Genomic DNA, 22133 nt, shown 5'->3' with positions numbered 1-22133 from the left:
TTCAAATTCAATTCTATGACACTATACGCTTTTCACCTTGCTATTCCTCGTTCTCCGACACCATTCTATGATTTCTCCAGCGTTCTTTGCTTTTTCCACTTAACATTCTCAGACTGATAGAAAGCGCTTGTCAGATGAGAGTGCAGGCGAGGGAAGATGCGAAAAGAACGGGGGTTTATCAGCAACGGTTTTCTTGCGCATGAACCGATCGTTTCAAAGCATATAACTGAGACAAACGACCACTACAGTCTGAAGGAGGGAAAGCCCTCCCTTAACGGACAGATCCGCCCACTTCAATCGTTTTTAATTCATACGGCTTTATCGCAAAGGTTATTTCTCCTTCCTGCCAATCGGATAGCGGTTCCTCCATTAAATTCACTTCACGCCATTTTGGGGCGGGGCCATGCCAATCAATTACCACCTTACCGCTTCGGCCTTCAAACTCATGCAAACGGATGATCGTGCTTGCTGTATCCTCTGCTTTCTTGATTGCGTCTAGATGCACATGACTGAACCGCACCGAAAACAATTTATAAACGGCTTCTGTTTGTTCGGCTATTAATGGTTCGTTTAAATCCCATGCTTCTCCTTGTGTGTTGGCCTCTCGCCAGTCTCCGCGATGAGGGTAAAAGGCGTACGTAAACGCGTGCTTTCCTTGGTCTGCTTCCGTGTCGGGATAAGTCGCCCCCTTTAATAATGACAGCCTGAGGACATTGCCTTTTATGTCGTAACCATATTTGCAGTCGTTCAACAAGCTCGCTCCGTAGCCCGTTTCAGCCAAATCTGCCCACTGGTGGCCAACCGATTCAAATTTCGCCATGTCCCACGATGTATTCCAATGAGTCGGGCGTTCCACATTTCCAAATTGGATGTCATACGTGGCCGTGGTTGCCCGGACATCTACTGGAAATGCAACTTTTAGTAGTTTTCGTTGTTCATGCCAATCAACATTCGTCGAGAAATCAATTCGTTTTGAGTGGGCATAAAACAAGATATCCTGTTCAATTGTTGTCCGGTGATACGTGTAAGACACGCGCAAAGCAGCCCGGAGCGCCCCGATTTCAATGATCTCCATGCCTTGGAATACCGGTTCGCAAGGCGCTTTCTCTTGGTAAAACAAGTCGATGTCCCAGGCGTCGTGGGCCAGTGGTTTATCTTCAAACAATTGCAGCACGTTCGCTGCACTTCCCTCAGGCAAGACATGGCGCTCGGCTTCTTTGTCATACAAAACAGCGATTTGCCCCGCTTCATTCCACTCTACTTCGTAAAAAGGTGTGCTTAGCGTACCGTCGCGCCAAACAAAAGCCGTTTCCGGCGCTCGTTCCTCCGCCTCTTGTTTCACAGATAAACTGATTGAGCCAACAGCAGCTTGCGCTTGGAGAAGGACGATCCAGCCGTCATCAACTTGCTGAGCCGGCAAGCGTTTGGCCCCATTGTAAAAACATAAACTATCTGCTTGTAAGCCTGGTACGTGGACAAGGCGTGGCATCTCATAAGAACCTGGCACCCATACAGACCAACCGTCTCCGATAGTTTTGCCTGCCAATTCCGCCTCGGCCGCTTTTACGTACGCCCATGCTTCCGCATATTCGACTTCCGTGTCTTGATAAACTTCACGTATGGATGAACCTGGTATAATATCATGAAATTGGTTGCGAAGCACGATCGTCCACGCCTTTTTTAGCGCCTCAGCCGGATAACCACGAAAGCCTTGATGCCATGTTTTCGCGACAGCACGCGCCTCAAGGGAACGGAGCGCTAATTCCAGTTTGCGATTATGCATTTTAACCAATCCCTGCGATGTATAAGTGCCGCGGTGATATTCCAAGTACAGTTCGCCATCCCAGCGATGCACATATTCCTTTGCATTCGCTACCGTTTCATTTAACTGCTGGAAATATGCCCCGGCTTTGCCTGGCTTCACATGGGGAAGGCCAGGTACTTCATCCAGGCGCCTTCGCAGCTCCAACATATCCCGATTGACGCCTCCGCCACCGTCGCCATAGCCATACGCCAACAATAGCTCTTTGTTGATCGCCTTATCACGGTACCCTTTCCATGCGCCAAGCACCGTTTTCGCTTCAATCAGTCCATTGTACGTGTAAAACCACGAGTCTGACGCATTCCATGGTTCGGGCGTCGTAATAAAGTGCGTCAACATGTCAGTGCCGTCTAAGCCGCGCCACCAAAAAGTGTCATGGGGCATACGGTTGTATTGATTCCAGCTAATTTTGGTCGTCATAAACGAAGAGATGCCAGCCAGCTTTAAAATTTGCGGCAACGCCCAGCTGTAGCCAAATACATCTGGCAACCAAAGCACGTGGCAATCACGGCCAAACTCTTCCTTTATAAAGCGCTTTCCAAACACAATCTGCCGTACAAGCGACTCGCCGCTTGGAATGTTGCAATCAGCCTCGAGCCACATGCTGCCTTCTACTTCCCATTGCCCTTCCTGAATCCGCGCTTTGATTTGTTCATAAAGCTCTGGGTAGTCTTCTTTCACATAGGCGTAGAGCTGCGGTTGCGTTTGTAAAAATAGGTAGTCTGGAAATTGTTCCATTAGCCTTAACACTGTCGAAAACGAACGTGCCGCCTTTTCTCGTGTATGAATAAGGCGCCAAAGCCAGGCTACGTCAATATGGGTGTGCCCGAGGCAGTGAATCGTGACTGGATGGTTTTTCTCCTTCGCCGCCAATTCACTGCGCAGCTTTTTTTGCGCCCGTTCGCACGATTCGTAGAATGATGGGCTTTGTGGCATCGTCCAATCCATTTCATGAAACGCTTCATTCAGCATGCGCCGCAATTCTGGGCGATGGGGTTCGTCCTCTGGCAATTCCTCGATCGCTTGCCAGATTGCCAAACCGGTAAAATACAAGTCGTCTGCCGCTTCGTCAAGCCATGCCAACTCTGCAAGTTCTAGTTCATAAACCTGTTCTCTAGGCGGTCCTCCGCCTTCAAGGCCTGTCCACATCCGGAAAGCCAGTTCTAACTTTTTGCCTGCTTGCCCTTTCGGCAGCCAGACTTCTTCATGGTTAGAGTCGACTCCTTGATACGGCTCCCCATTTATAAATAACAACGATTCAAACCCGGAGTTTGTGCCACCGCCAGTCCGGCCGAAGCGGAATCGGCCTACCGGCTGCTTGTCGCCCCAATTGCTAGGAATATTCACTGTTGTGTATAGCCAAACATAGCGGTCACGACCACCCCAACGGCTTCCAAGTGTAACCGTCTCCGCGTCCTCGCTCGGCCCCCTTGGATAGGCGCCAACCGCATCGTCCCCTTCCTCCATGGCGAATGATTGTATCACAATGGGATCACGGTATCGGTACGCTTTTAGCTCATTTAGCCGTGCTGCCAATTTTCGTTCCGTTAAGAACATCGTTTTTCCCTCCTAAAACCCTTTTTGCTCGATGACGTTCTTTAGCCACCAGCCGCTTTTTTTGACGGTTCGATGGCCACCTTTTTCAAGATCAACGGCAACCAAGCCGTACCTGTTCTTGTAAGCATTCAGCCATGACCAGTTGTCCATAAACGTCCACAAATGGTAACCTCGGACATTGGCTCCTTCCTGCAATGCTTGATGGACCCATTTGAGATGCCCTTTTATAAACTCGATTCGATAGTCGTCCTCAATAACGCCTTGGTCGTTACGAAATCGTTCTTCGCCTTCGACACCCATGCCATTTTCAGAAATAAAGCACTCAATGTTTCCGTAATGGTCACGGACATGAATAAGCAAATCATAAATGCCCTTTTCATAAATCTCCCACCCTCTGTGAGGGTTCACTTTTCTCCCTGGCATCTCATATGGATCAAATAAATGCTCTGGCATAAACGGAGCTTCTGGATTCGGCACATGCTCCTTTGCCTTGACGCGACGAGGCTGATAATAGTTCACGCCAAGCCAATCAATCGTATTCATGCGAATTAACTCGGCGTCGCTGGCTTCCACTTCCGGTAAAAAGCCCGTTTTAGCGATTAAACGAACGAGTGCAAACGGATAATGCCCTTTAATAGCTGGATCAAGAAACGAGCGGTTAAACAACAAGTCGCTAATCCGCGCTGCCTCCACATCTGCAGGATGATCGCTCCGTGGATAAGAAGGGGTCAAATTTAAAATGAGCCCGATCTTCCCTTTATGCCCACTTGCTCGAAAGGCAGCTACTCCTTTCGCGCTTGCCAGCATAGAATGGTAGGCCACTTGCACAGCACGCTTAAAATCAACTACATTGGGATAATGCATCGTGTACAAATAACCCGCTTCTACTGGCACAATTGGTTCGTTTTGTGTAAACCAATGGGTGACTTTTCCGCCAAAGCAATCAAAACAAATGCGGGCATACCGAGCAAAGGCATCCACGACATCGCGATTTTCCCATCCGCCTTTTTGTTGGAGGGCCAGTGGCATATCGAAATGATACAAGTTCACCATTGGGACGATGCCGTTAGCGAGCAGTTCGTCGATGACATGCCCGTAAAACGACACCGCCTCCTCATTAACCGCTCCATCACCGTCTGGAATCAGCCGCGACCACGAAATCGAAAAACGGAAAGAATGGTGACCCATCTCTTTCATTAGCTTGATGTCTTCTTGATAACGGTCATAAAAATGGGATGCCTCCTCTGGACCGATTCCTCCATGAAAACGTCCCGGTTCTTGCTCATGCCAATAATCCCATATATTTTTCCCTTTTCCTCCTCTGGAAGCTGCTCCTTCCATTTGCGTTGCTGAGGCTGCTGTGCCAAAAAAGAATGAATCTGGGAACCGATACGTTGTCATCCCTCAACCTCCCTACTCGAATGCCCCCATTATAGCGTTTCCTTGTAAAGCGCTTCCATGGAATCACAATTGTCCTTTAAAAATTTCAATGGAACCATGTTTTTTCCATGCCGTTCCCTTGCTAAAACGTTGCGGTTTAAAATGGATATCGTTACAACTGAGCTTGCCGAATTGAAAACAACCGCCAAGTGTATGCTTTGTTTATAATGGTTCAAAATAAACGTACAGGAGAGTAATTTTATGACTTTAAACAAGCTTCTATCTGGATTACTTGTTTTTATTTCTATATTTACAGGTGGTATGGAGGACCCTTTAACCCCAGATCCAAACAAACCTTTAGGTGACGTTCTCCCAATTGAAAAAGCCGTACAAGAATTTAATTACCTGTACGGGATTGAAGTGGTTTTACCTCAATACTTACCGATTCATTACACCACTCAAGGTGGATCGATTGATCAAGGTGCACTAAGAGTCGACTATATGGATCAATCCAATAATGAATTACTAAGTATAAACGTTTTTGTCGGGGAGGAACATCTAGAAAGTGAGAAATGGGCTAAAGAAGTATTACTAAATAAAAATATTACAGGCTATCATTTCACTATGCCTGATTCCAACATAAATTATTTCATTTTTAGACAGTGTGGGCTAACCTATATCATTGCATTAGCCTCACACCACAAGGAAAATAAGGTAGAGGAACGAATTAAAATCGCCAATTCAATATGATTTTGATAGCCCGAATTATCACTTAATGCCGCCACTCCAAATCCCACCAAAGTTCGTGTTGAATCAATAACAAGATTTTATCTTACCGTCATCACAGAAAACTCTACTACTACCAATGAGAAGCCATCCTTCCTGCCAATTCAGCTAGAACTTGCTTCAACTCATTATGAGAGGGGGGACACCAAGCACAAAGAGATTTACTTTGTCGTGATCGGGATAAGAATGTCAAAATGAGGGTCTTGTAAATCTCGATCCTTTGGATATCGTTCATGTTTAATTGGTAATGGATCATAATAGTGTCTATTTGGATCTTGAAAAGGTTTATACTCACTCTCAGCTAACCATTGCTGAATATACTCGTAAGTTTGTCCGATATCGTCTCCTTTTTGATGTTTTGTAACAACATACGTCATTTCGGGCACGTATAGTTCTACCATACCTTCAAGGAGAGGCTGTGTGCGTTTTACTTCAAATACCGAATAATGTTCAAAGCCATCGCTTCTAGTATGATAAGATAATCCGAGCTGGATTTGGGTTTATGACATCCTTTAACTCTTCTACTCGATGTTCCATCGTATGGATAACTTCTTTTAAATGACTGACATCTGAATAGGGACCATTCCATTTCATTCCCATTGCTCGATAAGCTGGCAAAGTAACGATATCACAGTGAAAGTTTTTCATCGAATGCACTTCCTTTTCATACTATTTTCTGTCCCTAGTCCATTCGCCCATTTCCTGTTGATTCCTTTCTAAAAATATAAGTCGCCCTCCCACTCTCTTTCAAAAATAACCATAAAGATGCCCTTCACAATGATACGTTTATAAACTAGTAACGAGCCGTTCACTACTGGTTTTTTTAGACTTTGATGTGAATCTAATTTATGAGAGGGTATCTTTTTTCATTTCTTTAAAACACAGAAAGAACGGGCCCACGACATGAACGCCGGGTCCCGTTCTTTTTCTAGTTAACTTGAGTTATGCCCTAGTTATCGCTTAAAAAGCTGCGCTCCAGCCAGAATCTGCAGTAACAACAGTGCCGTTAACAAAGCTTGAGTCGTCTGATGCTAAAAAGAGAGCAACTTGTGCGATCTCTTCTGCTTGGCCAACTCGAGGCATGACCCCACGTGGCGCTTGCAAGCGGCTAGCGCCCAATTCGTTAATGTTTTTTAAAGTTGCGGCAATGTTGGTTGCCACACCGCCAGGGGCAATGGCATTGCAGCGAATTCCTTTTTCTGCGTACATATAGCCTGTATTTTTAGTAAGGCCTACAACAGCATGTTTGCTGGCAGTGTAGGCAGCGCCAGCATGAGCGCCATTAAGGCCGCCAGAAGACGCGACATTCACAATTACGCCTTTTCCTTTTTCTAAAAAGAGAGGAAGCGCTCTGCGTGTTGCACGCATGACACTTTTTGTATTCACGTCAAAAAGAAGGTCCCATTTTTCGTCGTTAATATCCCCAATCGGTTCAAAGCCATCCATAATGCCCGCATTATTCACGAGAATATCGAGCGTGCCGTACTCATTTACAGCATGATCGATCATTTGATTTACATCGCTTAACTCAGCGACATTCACTTTTACCGCAGTCGCAACGCCCTCGGCAGCGACAATCTCTTTTACGACTGCTTCTGCTCCATCCAAATTCAAGTCTGCGACAACGACTTTGGCCCCTTCACTTGCATATAATTTTGCAATTGCTGCACCCATGCCAGAAGCTGCACCTGTTACGACTGCCACTTTGTCTTGAAGTTTCATGTAAAGCCCTCCTTATGTTAGTCATAGGCAAGTCGGAAGATCGCTTCTAGTAACCATTCGACTTTCCCACGACTACACTACCTTTATAATTTCATGTTAGGTGTTTTCAACGAAAGTGGCAATGAACAATCTTGGCCAAACTGTAAGTAAGACGACACATCTGGCAATGATGTCAATTAAAATTGATAACGTTATGAACTTGGATGTTCTGCAGGTTTAAATGGGTTTAAATCAATGAGCTGTTGTGCCAATTCTTGTGGAGTATAAGGCATATCATGGGCTAGCCACATCGATATCGTTCCAACTAGCGCCGATGTTGCATACCAACTTGAGATATCAGATGGTGTCTTAAATACGAGAAAGCGATTCGTCTCGTCTTTCTTCACACAGTCTTCCGTGTGGGCAACTAGTTGATTCATTAATTCCATTAGTTTTGGGGTAAAAAAAGGGATGTGTTTTGACACAAGCAATGCTTTATAGATTTGCGCATTCTCGGCAATATGTTCGAGCAACAAAACCAAAGAATCCCGTGCTATGCCTGGCTGGTAAGAATCCGCATTCGCTTTAGCGGTCAAAATTTGGTGAATATCTGCTAGAAGCTCATTTAAAAAGCTTTCGACTAAATCATGAATATCTTTATAGTGTGAGTAAAACGTGACACGGTTGATTTCAGCTCGCTTTGCAATGGCGTTAACCGAAATCTTGCTATACTCCTTTTCTTCAAGCAAGGCAATAAAAGCATTTCGGATTGATTTTCTGGTGCGCAAGACCCGTAAATCTAAATAGGATTTATTTTCCACGCTTTCACCCCCAATAACTCAACACATGTAAATTATACTACAGTGTCGATCGATCTGGTTATGACAAATATGGGGTAATTTTCTCCGTTAAAGCTCTTATCGACGTAGAGTACAACGAACTAAGAAGAGCGCTTCGTTGTCGTATACGTTTGGAGGAGGGTACTAAAAAAGCTGAACTGTATGTCCAGCTTCAGACTGTAGACAAACGCCCGCCGTCGTCGTTTAGAAGGCGAATGGAACCCCCGTAAAGGTTTTTGTGGCCGCGAATTACTCTACCGCTGTGAAACGGCCGCGAGAAATCGTGTTGCCTCTTCGGACTTTATGCACTCTTGGACAATGTTACGATGGTCAAGTACATAAAGCAATTGGTTATAGACACGTTCTAAATCTTCGGTGCTGCCTTGTTTGACACATAATAAGCATACCAACTGGACCGGTTTTCCATTCCAGCTAACCGGTTCTTTTAAGGTGACAAACGCTAGGAATGTTTTTTCTGTTTGTGGTGTAATCGGGTGTGGGATCGCGACTAAATTTCCGTACGCTGTTGAGGCAAGTTTTTCCCGTTTCACTAGTGCTTCATAAAAGCCTTTACTCACCAACCCTCTTTCTTGTAATTGTTTATCCAGAAATCGGAGAACGTCCTCCTTGCTTATGAGCGATTGTTGTAAAAACACAAGGTCTGCTTCGGTATAAGAGAGCAAGCTGTCGCCGTGTCTTAAATGGGTTTCAATTCGTTCCAAGTCTTCCGTGCCTAATATCGTATTCACCTCTACTACAGGAACTGGCATCTTTTTTTTTATAGGGATAGAAGTAACGATTAAATCAATATTTGTTAAATCGGCTTGGTCGATTTGGTAGTATTCTGTCGTATCGACAATGTACAGCCGTTTCTTAAAATTGGCTTCTAATTTATACTTTAATAATTGAGCGCTGCCTCTGCCCGACGCGCATACAATTAAGATGCGCTTCGGTTCTTTTTGCTGGTTGCGGCGTTCAAGGGCAGCGCCTATATGAAGGGCAAGGTAGCCAATTTCGTTTTCATCAATGCTGATGCCAAGCTTATCTTTAATCACTGCTTGGCCAATGACAGCTGCTTCAAATGCCAACGTATAATGCTGTTTAATATCAGCAAGCATCGGGTTGCGGATATTCATGCCGTAGCGGTAACGGTTAATCGCGGGCTTTAAATGGAGCATAAGGCTAACAAGCAGCTCTTGGTCATTCGCGATATTCAAATCGAGCTCCCTCTCCACTTTCTCGACGACGGCCTTGGCTAGCTTATAATACTCGTCATCAAACACTTTTTTTAAGTCATGGTTCGCTTGCTCGTGTTCTGCAACTAGGCGTGTGCCTAGCAAGTGAATGGCAATATAAGCAATTTCAATTTCAGGAAAGGATACACCAAGATGCGTGTTAAGACGGGCAATCATTTTTTTGGCAACGTAATATTCATGTTGGCTGCAAATATCAGACACATCTTTTGGGTAAAGGGAGATGTGATGGCCTGCTTCGATCCGTTTAAAGGCGATAACAATATGAATAAATAAATTATTAATAGCAATATCAGACAACGTGATCCCATTTTCCTGCATCGTCGTCAGCAGAATGTCCCAAATGTCAGCCAAGTGCTCTTCTTTCATAAACGCGGACAATTGCATGCTCGTTAAATCAGCCGCAACGTTTTTTCGTTCAAACACGTACTCAGCCATGCAAAACCGGCGCTTAAGTTCATCTCCCTTAAGATATAATCCGTAATTGGGCCTTGTAGCGACTTGAAGCCCGTACCTAGCTAAAATCAATTTGGCGTTTTTCAAGTCGTTTTGCAAACTTGATTTGCTAATAAACAGATCATCCGCTAAGTCGTCTAGCTTCAGGTATTCTTCAGCCAACAATAGTTTCTGAATTAAACGGATGACTCGTTCTTCTGGACTGATCGGAGCGCCGTGATTGCCCGTCGTTTCTCTCTGTAAAAATTGGCGGAACTTTGCCTCATCTTCAATCGTCAGCTTATAACCTTTTCCAGGCACGGATTCAATGCCAGCAGAAATGTTGGCCAACTCCGTTTGCAGTTGTTTCACATCTTCACGCACTGTCCGCGACGTAACTTGGTTGACACTGGCCAAGTAACGGCTGGTGACGTACCCCTGTGTGCCTAGCAGCTCTCTCAAAATTGATTGTAAGCGTCGATTCATGATGCCCTCCTTCCTGTGGAAAGAACGCAAAAGGAACACTCCTTTTACGTTCTCAGTCCTCCTTAAAACCCATTTTGCTGCGACACGCCTTTTATCCATTCCGCGCTCTTTTTCAGTGTCCGTTTTTGTGTTTGCACGTCGACTGAAATAAACCCATAGCGATTTTTATAGGCATTGGTCCATGACCAATTGTCCATAAACGTCCATAAATGGTAGCCGCGGACATTGCAGCCTTCTTTAATAGCCTGGTGGAGCCATTTTAAATGCCCTTTTATAAACTCAATCCGGTACTCATCTTGAATTTGCCCATTTTCCATAAACCGTTCTTCGTTTTGCACACCCATGCCATTTTCGGATACAAACGACTCAATGTTTCCATAGTTGTCTTTTAAATTTACCATAATGTCATAAATGCCTTTTTCGTAAATTTCCCAGCCACGGTAATGGTTCATTTTCCGTCCAGGCATGTCATAATGGTCAAAAAACCATTCTGGCATAAACGGTGAAGCTGGATTAGGCAAATGTTCTTTTGCTTTTACACGCCGGGGCTGATAATAATTAACGCCTAGCAAGTCAATCCGCTGTGCGTTAATAAGAGCAACATCTTCTTTTTCATAGGTTGGCAATTGCCCATACTCATCAAGCAAGGCGACAAGCTCTTTAGGAAAGGAGCCAAGGACGACAGGGTCTAAAAAGCTACGGTTAAAAAACAAATCGGCAATCACGGCTGCTTTTTGATCCCCTTGATGATCGCTGCGTGGGTATGAAGGCGTCAAATTAAGAATAATACCAATCTTTCCATCTTCGATAGAGCGTGTACGGAACGCTGCCACTGCCAATGCATGGGCTAAAACCGTGTGGTAGGCGACCTGGAACGCTCTTCTTGCATCCACTATGTTTGGGTAATGAAAATCGTAAAGATAGCCGCCCTCGACTGGCACAATCGGTTCGTTAAACGTAAACCACTTTTTCACACGATCGCCAAACAAGTCATAACAAATAGCTGCATACTTGGCATACCATTCGACCACTTCGCGATTTTCCCAGCCGCCCTTTTCTTGCAGTTCAAACGGCATGTCAAAGTGGAATAAGTTTACAAATGGTTCAATGCCATTAGCGATCAATTCATCAATGACATCGTTGTAAAAGGCAACTGCTTCCTTATTCACTTCTCCCTCACCGCCAGGAATCAACCTTGACCATGAAATGGAAAAACGAAAACTATTATGGCCGATCGCTTTCATTAGCGCAATATCGTCTTTGTATCGGTGGTAGAAGTCAGACGTTTCACTAGGCCCTATTTCTTTAAAAAAGCGATTTGGCTCAAGCTCGTACCAGTGGTCCCAAATGTTTTTTCCTTTCCCTCCTTCATTGGCAGCTCCTTCAATTTGTGTTGCCGAAACAGCTGACCCCCACCAGAAATCTTTCGGAAAAGAATACGTGTTTGCCATCTTTATAGGAGTCCCCTTTTCGTGCGGTATATTTCAATAATTTCAATTGCTAAATCACGTACGGTCATCGACGTCATCAAGTGGTCTTGGGAATGGATCAGCAGCACGTTCAACTCTGTCCGCCCTCCATTTGCTTCTTGTTGGATTAAATTTGTCTGAAATTCATGGGCTTTGGCCAGCTCTCTTCCTGCCTCTTCTATTAACTCATCTGCTTGTTCAAAGGCGCCTGCTTTCGCCGCTTGAATTGCCTCCATCGCGCTTCCTTTCCCATTTCCAGCGTGCAAAATGATCCGGAAGGAAACCTCTGTTACATCCGTCGATTTCTCCACTTTTCTCACCCATCCTATCTAAGCTGTTTTCGTTGGTTTGCCTTCGTTTTGCTCATTTTCATAGTATTGCTTATCCATTACTTTCAAGAATGGCCACCAAATGACAAACACGATCGCCATGTTTACGACTTGCAAGACCGCTCCTTGCCATGAATTTGTCGCCAGCGCTCCACTAATAATAGGTGGCATTGTCCATGGCACAATCGCTCCATACGGTGCCGGCACAAGCCCGGCCGCCATCGTAAAATACGTGAAAATTGTCACCACGACTGGCGCAAACAGCCACGGGATAATGACGAGTGGATTCATAATAATCGGCAAGCCAAAAATAATTGGTTCATTGACATTAAACAAACCAGGAGGGCCGCCGATTTTTCCAAGTTCTTTTAGTTGGCGGCTGCGCCCAATCAAGAAAATCGCAATAATAACGGCCAGCGTCATGCCAGACCCGCCAATACCGACAATAAACGATTCCATGAACGGCTTGCTTACAATATGGGGCAACTCATTGCCTGCGTTGTATGCGTCCAAGTTTTCTCCCGCCAATGTGAACCAAATCGGGTCAAGGACAGAGTTGATAATGATTTGGCCATGCAAACCGAAAAACCAGAAAATTTGCGTCAACAGCACGGCGATGATTGTTGCAGTCAATCCGCTTCCAAGTGCCGTTAAAGGCGCTTGAACCGATGTGTAAACAAAATTTTGTACTGTCTCAAACGGTGTAAATGAAAAGGCGATACGCACCAACAAGAAAAACGAAAGTGTCATCGTAATTGGAATCAAAGAACTAAATGAACGGGACACAGCATCTGGTACACCGCTCGGCATCTTAATTTGCCAATTTTTGTTCACAAAAAAACGGTACAGTTCCGCAGACACAAATGCTGTAATAATTCCGACAAACATCCCTTGTGCGCCTAACACGCTAACTGGAATAACACCGGTCGTCTCATCGACGTGTTGCGGGATTAATATTAGAAAAGCAGCAAGAGCAGTGACGCCACCAAAAAGCGCCTCGCCTCCATAGCTTTCCGTCAGTTTATAGCCAATACCGACGATGACAAACGTCGCCATAATCGCCAGCGTTGCCGACGAAGCACTGCCGATCAGTTCCTGGTATTGAGCGTAAGTGGCTTCACTCATCAAGCGGTCAATAAATGGAAGATTGGCGATAACGACAAAAATCGAACCGAAGATAATGAGCGGCAACGCAACCATAAAGCCATCACGCAATGCTGTTAAATAACGATTATTATTTAACTTATCTGCAAGCGGCATTAATACATTCTCAAGTACTTCCATGAAGCGATTCATTAACGATCACCCTTTCCGGCGACTATTTTTTTACTTCTCAGCCAGTTCTAGTGCCCGCTTCATAACAGCCATGCCGTCAACACGCCCATACGCAACCGCATCAATAATCTCGACAGGAACGCCAATTTCCTTGCCTTTTGCCTCATATTTCTTTTTCATAAAGCGCATTTGCGGTCCTACTAACAGCACATCAGCTTTTTCTATTTCTACCAATGCCTTATCTTGGGCAACCGCCCAAATTTCCGCTTCTACCCCTAATTCGGCTGCAGCTTCCTTCATTTTTGCTACAAGCAAGCTCGTAGACATTCCTGCTGAACACGCCAACAACACGTTCATCCTTCATTCCCCCTTAACTTCATTCGCCTCTTTCACCATTCATCTTAAAATGAATTCGCTTACAACTACACCCAAATTTTTTCCGCAGTCTGCGGAAATGATGGAAAAATAGCCATATAAACGGAAAAACAGGCATAAAAAATAGAGCAAACAAACTCATATCGAGGTTGTTCCCTCTATTTAACAGACACATGTTAACTCCCCCAGTGTTGGGGCCTCTCCACATAATCAGGCAATACCGTTGCTTTATCCCCTTTAGCCGACTGAATCTGTGACTGTGTTAAGAAGAGTGCTCCAGCTAAGTTTGCCCCGCTTAGGTCCGCATCTCGTAAGTCTGCGCCAATAAAGTCCACTCCTCGTAAGTCACTATTGGTCAAGTTGGCAGCAATGAGAAACGTCCCCCTTAAATTTTGCCCTTTCATATCGACGTTGGCGAGGTTTGCGCCTATATAATCTGGCCGTTTCTTTTTTGTCTCGCTGCCTTTTCCCTTCTTCCGGTATTTTGACCGGTATACGTCACTCACTTTTATTAACACAGGATTTATTTTACTTCTATGTGCTTCAATATCTAACGCCAATATTTCCTCCGGTGTTTTAATTGTTAATGTATAAGTCAAATCATACAAAGTCTGAATGTCTAGTTTCAAGTCCTTGGCTTCTTCTAACTCGATCGCTTGTTTTAAATAGAAAAGCATTTCATGTAGCTGCTGCACAATCGGAAAGATGGAGAACATTTCTTCGGCTATGCGACTATCTTCACGCCAATCCTTACCCTTATAGACAACTTGTGATACCTTTTGACCTGCCCCAAAACATTCGTAACTTACGCAGCCCTGAAAGCCTTTTTCTCGTAGCGACCCATGAATCGAACATCGATGATTGGAACATAAGTGGCGGCACGGTTCCCCACTGCCTTTATCATAAGGGAAGTCAGTCGATTTCATGTAGGGCAGAGACACGCAACAGAGCGCAAAACAGTTTAAGCAATCCGATTTTACATCGCTTTCCATAGATATACAACTCCCTATATGACGAACAAGATATGTTCATTATAAAGAAGTTTTGCGCCCAAGCAATCATCTATTTCTCTACTCTAGTTTGCGCGGTTCACTGGACGTCTGCTAGATTTCGAATGGTTGCAATGAAATTCGCCTAAAGCCACCGTGTATGCTTACTTGTTCATTTGCGCTACTATACGAAGAATGTTCATAAACACATAATTCATGCTTTTTGATTGGTACGCCGTCTGGTTAAAACTCCCTGTTAGAAAGACATCCATCGCTGGCACATAGAGCATAAACGAACCGCTCGCGCCGAGATGCCCCCATACTGTATATTTATCTGTGAACGGGAGAAATTGCAGTTTCATAAGACCATATCCATATTTTAAGCCCAACCGCATCTTTCCCCAGTTTTGCATGAGGTGCAAGCTCTCTTGCGTTAACAGTTGATTGTGCACAAGTGCTTTCATAAACAGGAGAAGATCCTCGATTGTGCATACAGTTTGACCGCCAGCATAAAAACTGCTGAAACTACGGTATTGTTCTACATTTATTTTAAGGTCGTCAAGATATAGATTGGCAACCGGATAGTCGCTTTTTGCTGCCGGCTCGGAAAACTGGGATAAATACGAATGCTTCATCTTCAAGGGCTTAAAAATGTACTCATGCAATACGTCCGCATAGGGCTTCGACGTAATCGACTCAATGATCAGCCCGAGTAAATTGTAGCCTGTGTCTGTATAGTGAAAGCCTTGCCCCGGTGGAAAACGCGGTAATAGATGCTCTTTCGACCACTCAACCGTTTCTTCAGGAGTCCAAAAGCGTGACGGTTCATCGAGAATTTCCTGCAAGAATGGTTTGTGGCGCCTCGGTTTATCTTCGAAAAAATCGGGCAGGCCTGATGTATTGCTTAATAAATGTGTTAGTTGAATATCAGACGAATACTCTTTTCCTTTAAGAATGTGTAGCCCTTTCATCAGGCTTTCAGGCAAATAATGGGCGATCGGATCGTCAAACTTAGCGAGACCGTTTTCAACGAACTTCGCAACGATCACCGAAGTGAATGTTTTTCCCACACTTGCCGTATGAAAGGGCTGGTCTGGGTTCGCCCCGATATTGTCCGTTTGTCCTGCTGCCATCGGCCAGTGGATGCCAAGCCGATCTGAATGTACTAGCAGGTAGACGTTATGCAATTTCGGATCTGCATTCACTTTCGCTGCTAGCCTTTGCTCAATTTCCGATCGAATCGCTTCGTGTCCCATCTCGTTTCCTCCCTTTCATTGTGACAATCAGCCGGATCCATTCTCTTGTTTGCGTAACTTAGCAGCAATGACAACATCTTCAGCAACGCTATCTAAAAGCTTTTTCATGCGCTTTAAATCAAACTCAGGTGGCAGCTGCCGATTGACAACCATCATTGTTAATCCTGTTTGAAAAGCCCGCATCTTGAGCAAAATCATCCTCAGTTCCTGTTCCTCAAAACCTATTAGCTCCGGATCGGTTTTCATATGATTCACAAGCTCTGTGCCCAAGTCCTGATCATAATTTTGCAAATAATCGTTTGGCTTCATAGCTAAATCTCTGAACAACGCTGGATACTCCAGGGCAAACTGAAGGCTCGCAGCTCCGATATCTCCGAATGGACTCCCTGTATGTTGCTCACGGATCATTTGTTGCCCCACTTGGCTAACTTTCTTTACAACTGCTTGTTTTAACTCCTCTGCATCCGAAAAATTCCCATAAATCGGTGCAATCGAACTTCCAAGCTGGTCCGCCACTTTTCGGATCGTCATGCTGTCGATTCCTTCCGCTTTCGCAATTGTCCACGCTGCTTCAATAATTTGTTCTGTTGAAAATTTCTTTTTAGGTGGCATAGTGACTCTCCTATTATATATATCAATTGTTATATATCGTATGATATTTAATCAACAAAGACCAGCCCTTTATTCATCTGCTAAAATCAAAACTTGTAGCAAAAAGGGAAATTGACGAAGCAGCTAAACACTCTATAGGTTTACGGAGACCGAGTTAGACTTGCTTCCGATTACTTGGACGGTGTCGAAGCGAAGCACGAGCCAAAAATCTCAAAAGCTCAAGCATAGCTGACCAAGGACACACTCGTTCAGCTTTAAATCTCGGGTCCGTTTTTACTGGACCGATTCGTGTAATGGACAAACAGAAGTGGCTAGAAACGGCTGATAGCAAAAGCCGAAATGACCAGCCATAATAGCAATCGATAAGAAATACTGTACGACTTATTTTTTTATAATGAAACAAAACAAATAAGTGGGTGGGAGAATATGGCCAGCATCGAACATCTGCAAATCATTCATGTTCCTGCTGCTGAGGTGTACGTAGCATTAACCTCAGCTAAGGGACTTTCTGAAGTATGGACGAGAGAGCTATCCGTTCTGGAACATGTTGGAGCTGTCAACGAATTTCATTTCGGCAAGGAAGACCTAACGAGGATGAAAATCGTGGAACTTGTCCCCAACAAGAGAATCGTCTGGCTCTGTGTGAATTCAGACCCAGAGTGGATAGGAACAACTGTCTCCTTTGAAATAGAAGAGAATAATAATCACACCGCTATTACACTGCGCCATACGAACTGGAAGGAAGTCACCGGCTTTTACCGGTTTTGCAACTATAACTGGGCCATGTTTCTATACAGTTTAAAACGCTACTGCGAAGAAGGCCAAGGAATGCCCTATCAATCGCGTTCATTTTGAATATTACTGTTATAAACCGCCTGATCTGAAACATGGGTGTTATTACAAACAAAAGGAAGCAGCTTTCCTCCTACGAAAAAGGTTGCTTCCTTTTTTTACAATTACAAAACTTGAACTTTTTAATCTTAAGAACCAAATGTGGCCCCCCACTCTCGCCTCGCTGGTGTTGATCGCTTTGCAAGCATTCAGATCCAGAGCCATTTCACTTTTTCTTCCTCCAGCTGTAAGGCAATAGTTCTTGCAGAGAAACAATTTGGTCTTCGGATACCATAACCTGGGTCTTGGCATTAGCGTCATTCATTTGGCTAATAAATTCCCGGCACCTTCCACAAGGGGGTAAAACGCGACCATCCCAATCAACAGCAATCATTTTCTTAATATGGCTTTCCCCAGCCGTAATCATCGCCGCCGCAGCTGCATGCTCGGCACAAAAACCGATGGAACAGGCCATATCAATACAAACACCTGTATAAATGTTACCGTCCGCAGTTTCAATTGCTGCACCGACACCACCGACTTCAACGACGTCAGATAATTTCCGAGGTTGTATAACCGCTTTCGCTTCCATGTATAGTTGATCAAATGTCACATGACCACTCCTTTTATTTACGCTTTGGGGATACCTGACTGAAGCATATCGACATTGAATCATATATAGATCTTACAAATGACATGTTCTCTTCCTTTTGACAACCCCCCGTTTTTCATAAAATCTTATAAAACGGCAAGTTTACAAGCTAACGACCGCTTTGCCTATTGTCCCCATGTTAACGGAGAAAAGCCAAGTGCTACTTCGATAACGCCTTTTCAGCTATGAACAGAAAATTCGATCATATAAGTAAATAAATTTATCAGGCAGAGAGCGAGAAACGAAAGTGGAACATGTAAAAGCTGGTCCGAATATGGCAGCCCTTACTTTATTCCACCTTAGTCCACACTCTATAAAACAGACTTTTTATTACACTCATATAGTTAACTTAATCTAATTAAGCATTCATTTTTGTAACTATTTAACCACTTGACTCTGTTGGGCAATAGACGGGAAGATTTGTTTCTCCTCAGTCAATTTACGAAGACGAACAGCAACCCATTTACTAGAAGGCTGTTCGTCTCTGTCTTTGCACAATAGGAAATGCACATGAAATGCTGAAGATTATTTGATATCTATACCAAATCTTTGAGCCATTTTACCGATAAATTCATGATCGTTTAGTTCTTCGCGTTCAATCATCAACTCAGAGCCGGTATGATATCTCAGTTGGCGGGAAGGATCGATTGCCGCCTTGTAGATAACTTCAGCAACAAGTTCCGGAGAAGCGATTTGTTCAGGGTCAAACAGGCTTTGATACATGAAATTGATTTTTTGCTCGAATTCACTATAATCTGTCAACCGGGTATCCTGAATAGCATCCCTAGATCTGCCCGTGAACTCGGTTTTGGTGGGTCCCGGTTCCACAATCTTTACCCGAATATTAAATGGAGACAGCTCATAAAGGAGAGACTCAGTGAATCCGTTTACGGCAAATTTGGAAGCATGATAAAGCGAAAACAATGGATAGGTGACTCTGCCTCCCTCAGAGGTAACGTTGATAATAACTCCCTTACGGTTCTTTCTAAAATGAGGCAAGATCGCTTTGGTTACCCGCATCAGACCAAAAACATTGACATCAAACTGTCTTTGAATTTGTTCTTCCGTTGCAGCCTCAAAGATACCAAATGCACCGTAACCTGCATTGTTTACAACGGCGTCAAATTCCCCGAATTTTGCTATCCCTTGCTCGATTACATGTTGGATCGATTCCTTGTTTTCAACGTCGAGATGGGTAACCCAAACGTTCTCAACCTTGGTCAACTCCGTTTCTTTTTCAGGAGAACGCATAGTAGCGATAACGTTCCATCCCTTATTTGCGAAATGTAAGGCTGTAGCTCTTCCGATTCCTGCAGATGTACCGGTGATCATGATTGTTTTCATGGACTGGCGTCTCCTTTAATCTCCTACCTGAGAGGAATATAAATCAATTTTGTATTGAATGTTTTCCTTGAATTGAATTAATTGTTCGAATTGGGATTCGATGCGTTCAATTTGTAATTGAAGCATTTGGATACGTGCAGTTTTCGTTTCATCTCCTTTTTTGACCAGTTGCACAAATTGCTTCATTTCGGCAATACTCATGCCCGAATCACGTAGGCAGCATGCGAATTTGATCCATTCAATGTCTTCCGAATCAAATATGCGAATCCCTCTTTCATTACGTTTGGCGGGTGGAAGAATCCCTTCCTTTTCATAGTAACGAAGAGTGTGAATAGACAATCCGACCTCGCTCGCAAGCTGACTAATTTGAAGGCCCATAGAAGATTTCGTCCATTCTTTTGAACATTGGATATTCCTCCTTTCACCACGAAATTAAGTGTAGCTTATCACCTAGAGTGCACTCTACGTCAAGGCTTTCCTCACGACCAATCTCGATGGAAGAACTGTACCGCGAAAGCAAGTGCGCAGAACCACGCCGAAAAACCCGCCCAAGTATTATTCCAGGGGCGGGTTTTGCCGCTTACTTTTTTGCATGTCGTTGTCGAAACTCCAAACGTGGTGAACCAAATCATAGTTAAGGGGCAATTCCTTGGGAGCGCGCTTTGTCTCTATTCTTTTTGATTTTAACAGTTTACTGGAAGTCAATTTGATCATTTATAGCATTCATTTTAACTAATACGAGGCTCTTTCTAGTAAGAGCTTTATACGGTGTGGTTTTTTGACGCACCTAGGCCGCATAAGAGCAGCACAGCACTAACGACAAACAACAACAGTAGTGGAAGATTCCATCCCGCTGTGACATCGTGGAGGAAACCGAACAAGATTGGTCCTGTTGCCGCCAACAAATAGCCAACAGATTGGGACATACCGGATAAAGAAGCTGCATCGTAGGCATCTTTCGTCCGCAAACTTAAAAAGATCATAGCCAAACTAAACGCACATCCACCGGCAATTCCGAGTAAAATCGTCCATAACGAAATAAATGCTTGATTGCCGAAATAAAAGCCGCCTAATGAAACAAAAAACAAAACAGCCATTATGGTGACCAGTAAACGTTGGTTCTTCATGCGTCCTGCAAGGATTGGCACGATAAAGGATACGGGAAGCGTAGCCATTTGAAAAAGCGATAGCATCCAACCAGCGCTATCTTCACTCAACCCCCGGCTTGTCATCATTTCAGGCAGCCAAGTGATCAAAACATAGAAAAGGAGAGACTGCATTCCCATAAAAAGCGTAATTGTCCATGCCAGTGGTGAACGCCACAGGCTTCGCCTTACCATCGCACCATTCGTTGTGCCCACAGCTGATGTGTGATTCCCCCGAACTCTAGGGAACCAAAATAGCGCAGCGATCAAAGCAAGTATGCCCCAGACTCCAAGTGCGCCATTCCAACCGAAACCGAGATTACGGGCAAGGGGAACGCTGATGCCAGATGCGATCGCACCGCATAAATTCATCGACACTGCGTAAATCCCTGTCATTAGTCCAACGTTATTAGAAAAGTCCCGTTTAACTAGACTCGGAATGAGCACGTTGCACACTGCAATCGAGAGGCCAAGTAAAACAGTGCCTGCAAACAAAGGAATGGTTGCACTCAGCGAGCGAACAGCGATTCCCGTCATAAGGAGAACCAATGCACAAAACAAGACTCGTTCCATCCCGAAACGGCGCGCCAACGTAGGCGTGAATGGGGAAAGGAGCGCGAAAGCCAGCAACGGCAATGTCGTCAGCAGGCCTGCGACAGTGTTCGATAACCCAAGGGACTCGCGAATTGATCCTACCAATGGGCCAACTGACGTTAGTGGCGACCGCATTGTTAGTGAGATCAGGACGATGCCAAAGACGAGCGCCCAACTCAATGAAGTCGACTGCTTCGCCACAGTTGACTTCGTGACACTTTGTACGCTCATGGCTGCTCTCCCTCTTCTTTACTGATAACATCCTTCGATTCCTCAATATAGCGATGAACCGCTACTACGGCACGATCACCGTCCTTAGCAACAATGGCTTCGACCAGTTGCCGATGCATTTCCACGAAATTGGCATCGACTTCATAACGAGTTAGGCTTGTAATCGAATCGTGCAACGCTTCGGCGATATGGCTGTAAATTTCAATCAATATTTCATTGTGAGATGCATGGATGATCCTTTGATGCAAATGAATGTCCGCTGTTACAAAGCGATCAATGTCACCGAGGTTTGCCGCATCCTCGCAACGTTCCAACTGAAGAAGAAGTTCGTGCGCCTCGTTGTCGGTTCTCCGTTGGGCCGCCAGATGTGCTCCCTCACGCTCAAGTGCATACCGGACTTCCAACGTTTGCAACGTATCAGAATGCAAAATACGTTTTTTCAATACAACTCCTAAAGTACTCGAAGAACAAACGTACGTTCCATCTCCTTGTTTCGTCTTCAAAAGGCCCGCATGGATCAACGCCCGAATCGCTTCTCTTAACGTATTGCGACTCACATTTAATTCGGCCATCAACTCCGGCTCGGCCGGGATGCGCATCCCAACACCCCACTTACCGGATTCAATCATATTTTCCATTTGTAGTGCCACTTGCTCAACCAGCGTTTGCCGGTTTGTTTTCTGAAGCATATGTCAATCCTCCTATATGCAATTACCAAACGTAGGATGTCTGGATGATTGGTATTATATCATGTCCTTAATAAGGAAGACAA

Annotated in this window: 20 protein-coding genes; 2 read left to right on the top strand and 18 right to left on the bottom strand. The window is 44.5% G+C overall.

Going from position 1 to position 22133, the window contains the following annotated elements:
* Window positions 1–271 precede the first annotated feature (271 nt).
* Together N6H06_RS12080 and N6H06_RS12075 are read right to left on the bottom strand one after the other, a co-directional pair.
* Window positions 272–3379, bottom strand: a complete 3108-nt coding sequence (locus N6H06_RS12080; protein WP_263706813.1) for an alpha-mannosidase — start codon at window positions 3377–3379, stop codon at window positions 272–274.
* 12 nt (window positions 3380–3391) lie between these two features.
* Entirely contained in the window at window positions 3392–4780 is a 1389-nt protein-coding gene (locus N6H06_RS12075; RefSeq protein ID WP_062748549.1) for a glycoside hydrolase family 1 protein, read from the bottom strand.
* A 240-nt stretch (window positions 4781–5020) separates the two neighbouring features.
* Here N6H06_RS12075 and N6H06_RS12070 point away from each other — a divergent pair, with 240 nt between their 5' ends.
* The gene (locus tag N6H06_RS12070; protein ID WP_263706812.1) at window positions 5021–5509 is read left to right on the top strand and encodes a hypothetical protein; all 489 of its coding nucleotides are present in this window, start codon (window positions 5021–5023) and stop codon (window positions 5507–5509) included.
* A gap of 197 nt (window positions 5510–5706) precedes the next feature.
* On the opposite strand, the gene N6H06_RS12065 is transcribed toward N6H06_RS12070, so the two are convergent.
* From N6H06_RS12065 to N6H06_RS12015, 11 genes are all read right to left on the bottom strand, one after another.
* A complete protein-coding gene (locus N6H06_RS12065) occupies window positions 5707–6039 on the bottom strand; it encodes a GyrI-like domain-containing protein (RefSeq protein WP_318527560.1) in 333 nt (110 codons plus the stop codon).
* Between the two features lie 466 nt (window positions 6040–6505).
* Window positions 6506–7267 (bottom strand): SDR family oxidoreductase, encoded by a 762-nt coding sequence (locus N6H06_RS12060; RefSeq protein ID WP_062748555.1) that lies wholly within the window; start codon window positions 7265–7267, stop codon window positions 6506–6508.
* Between the two features lie 191 nt (window positions 7268–7458).
* A complete protein-coding gene (locus N6H06_RS12055) occupies window positions 7459–8067 on the bottom strand; it encodes a TetR/AcrR family transcriptional regulator (RefSeq protein ID WP_062748557.1) in 609 nt (202 codons plus the stop codon).
* 272 nt (window positions 8068–8339) lie between these two features.
* Window positions 8340–10259 carry a BglG family transcription antiterminator gene (locus N6H06_RS12050; RefSeq protein ID WP_213029154.1) on the bottom strand — a complete coding sequence of 640 codons (1920 nt, stop codon included), beginning with the start codon at window positions 10257–10259 and terminating at the stop codon, window positions 8340–8342.
* Between the two features lie 62 nt (window positions 10260–10321).
* Window positions 10322–11710: a glycoside hydrolase family 1 protein gene (locus N6H06_RS12045; RefSeq protein ID WP_263706807.1), complete on the bottom strand. Its 1389-nt coding sequence runs from the start codon at window positions 11708–11710 to the stop codon at window positions 10322–10324.
* A 2-nt stretch (window positions 11711–11712) separates the two neighbouring features.
* A complete protein-coding gene (locus tag N6H06_RS12040; protein ID WP_082808340.1) occupies window positions 11713–12048 on the bottom strand; it encodes a PTS lactose/cellobiose transporter subunit IIA in 336 nt (111 codons plus the stop codon).
* Between the two features lie 9 nt (window positions 12049–12057).
* A complete protein-coding gene (celB, locus tag N6H06_RS12035) occupies window positions 12058–13353 on the bottom strand; it encodes a PTS cellobiose transporter subunit IIC (RefSeq protein WP_263706805.1) in 1296 nt (431 codons plus the stop codon).
* A gap of 30 nt (window positions 13354–13383) precedes the next feature.
* Window positions 13384–13689 carry a PTS sugar transporter subunit IIB gene (locus N6H06_RS12030; RefSeq protein WP_062748566.1) on the bottom strand — a complete coding sequence of 102 codons (306 nt, stop codon included), beginning with the start codon at window positions 13687–13689 and terminating at the stop codon, window positions 13384–13386.
* Between the two features lie 194 nt (window positions 13690–13883).
* Window positions 13884–14699 carry a pentapeptide repeat-containing protein gene (locus tag N6H06_RS12025; RefSeq protein WP_263706802.1) on the bottom strand — a complete coding sequence of 272 codons (816 nt, stop codon included), beginning with the start codon at window positions 14697–14699 and terminating at the stop codon, window positions 13884–13886.
* Window positions 14700–14860: 161 nt separating this feature from the next.
* Window positions 14861–15952, bottom strand: coding sequence for a serine hydrolase domain-containing protein (locus tag N6H06_RS12020; RefSeq protein ID WP_263706801.1), 1092 nt, complete (start codon window positions 15950–15952; stop codon window positions 14861–14863).
* 27 nt (window positions 15953–15979) lie between these two features.
* Complete coding sequence (locus tag N6H06_RS12015) at window positions 15980–16564, bottom strand: TetR/AcrR family transcriptional regulator (RefSeq protein WP_263706799.1); 585 nt, start codon at window positions 16562–16564, stop codon at window positions 15980–15982.
* Window positions 16565–16990: 426 nt separating this feature from the next.
* Here N6H06_RS12015 and N6H06_RS12010 point away from each other — a divergent pair, with 426 nt between their 5' ends.
* On the top strand, window positions 16991–17419 hold the full coding sequence (locus N6H06_RS12010; protein ID WP_213029151.1) for an SRPBCC family protein: 429 nt from the start codon (window positions 16991–16993) through the stop codon (window positions 17417–17419).
* Between the two features lie 202 nt (window positions 17420–17621).
* Here N6H06_RS12010 and N6H06_RS12005 read toward each other — a convergent pair whose 3' ends face one another.
* From N6H06_RS12005 to N6H06_RS11985, 5 genes are all read right to left on the bottom strand, one after another.
* Window positions 17622–18008, bottom strand: coding sequence for a cytidine deaminase family protein (locus N6H06_RS12005; RefSeq protein ID WP_062748576.1), 387 nt, complete (start codon window positions 18006–18008; stop codon window positions 17622–17624).
* 564 nt (window positions 18009–18572) lie between these two features.
* The gene (locus tag N6H06_RS12000) at window positions 18573–19391 is read right to left on the bottom strand and encodes an SDR family oxidoreductase (protein WP_263706794.1); all 819 of its coding nucleotides are present in this window, start codon (window positions 19389–19391) and stop codon (window positions 18573–18575) included.
* Between the two features lie 15 nt (window positions 19392–19406).
* Entirely contained in the window at window positions 19407–19769 is a 363-nt protein-coding gene (locus N6H06_RS11995; RefSeq protein WP_213029149.1) for a MerR family transcriptional regulator, read from the bottom strand.
* Window positions 19770–20152: 383 nt separating this feature from the next.
* Window positions 20153–21361, bottom strand: coding sequence for a CynX/NimT family MFS transporter (locus N6H06_RS11990; protein WP_213029148.1), 1209 nt, complete (start codon window positions 21359–21361; stop codon window positions 20153–20155).
* Window positions 21358–22050: a FadR/GntR family transcriptional regulator gene (locus N6H06_RS11985; protein ID WP_263706791.1), complete on the bottom strand. Its 693-nt coding sequence runs from the start codon at window positions 22048–22050 to the stop codon at window positions 21358–21360. Before N6H06_RS11985 ends, N6H06_RS11990 begins: the two co-directional genes overlap by 4 nt.
* Window positions 22051–22133 lie beyond the last annotated feature (83 nt).

Source organism: Shouchella tritolerans, assembly GCF_025770735.1.
Taxonomy (GTDB): domain Bacteria; phylum Bacillota; class Bacilli; order Bacillales; family Bacillaceae_D; genus Shouchella; species Shouchella tritolerans.
This window is presented reverse-complemented; position numbering and strand designations above follow the sequence as displayed.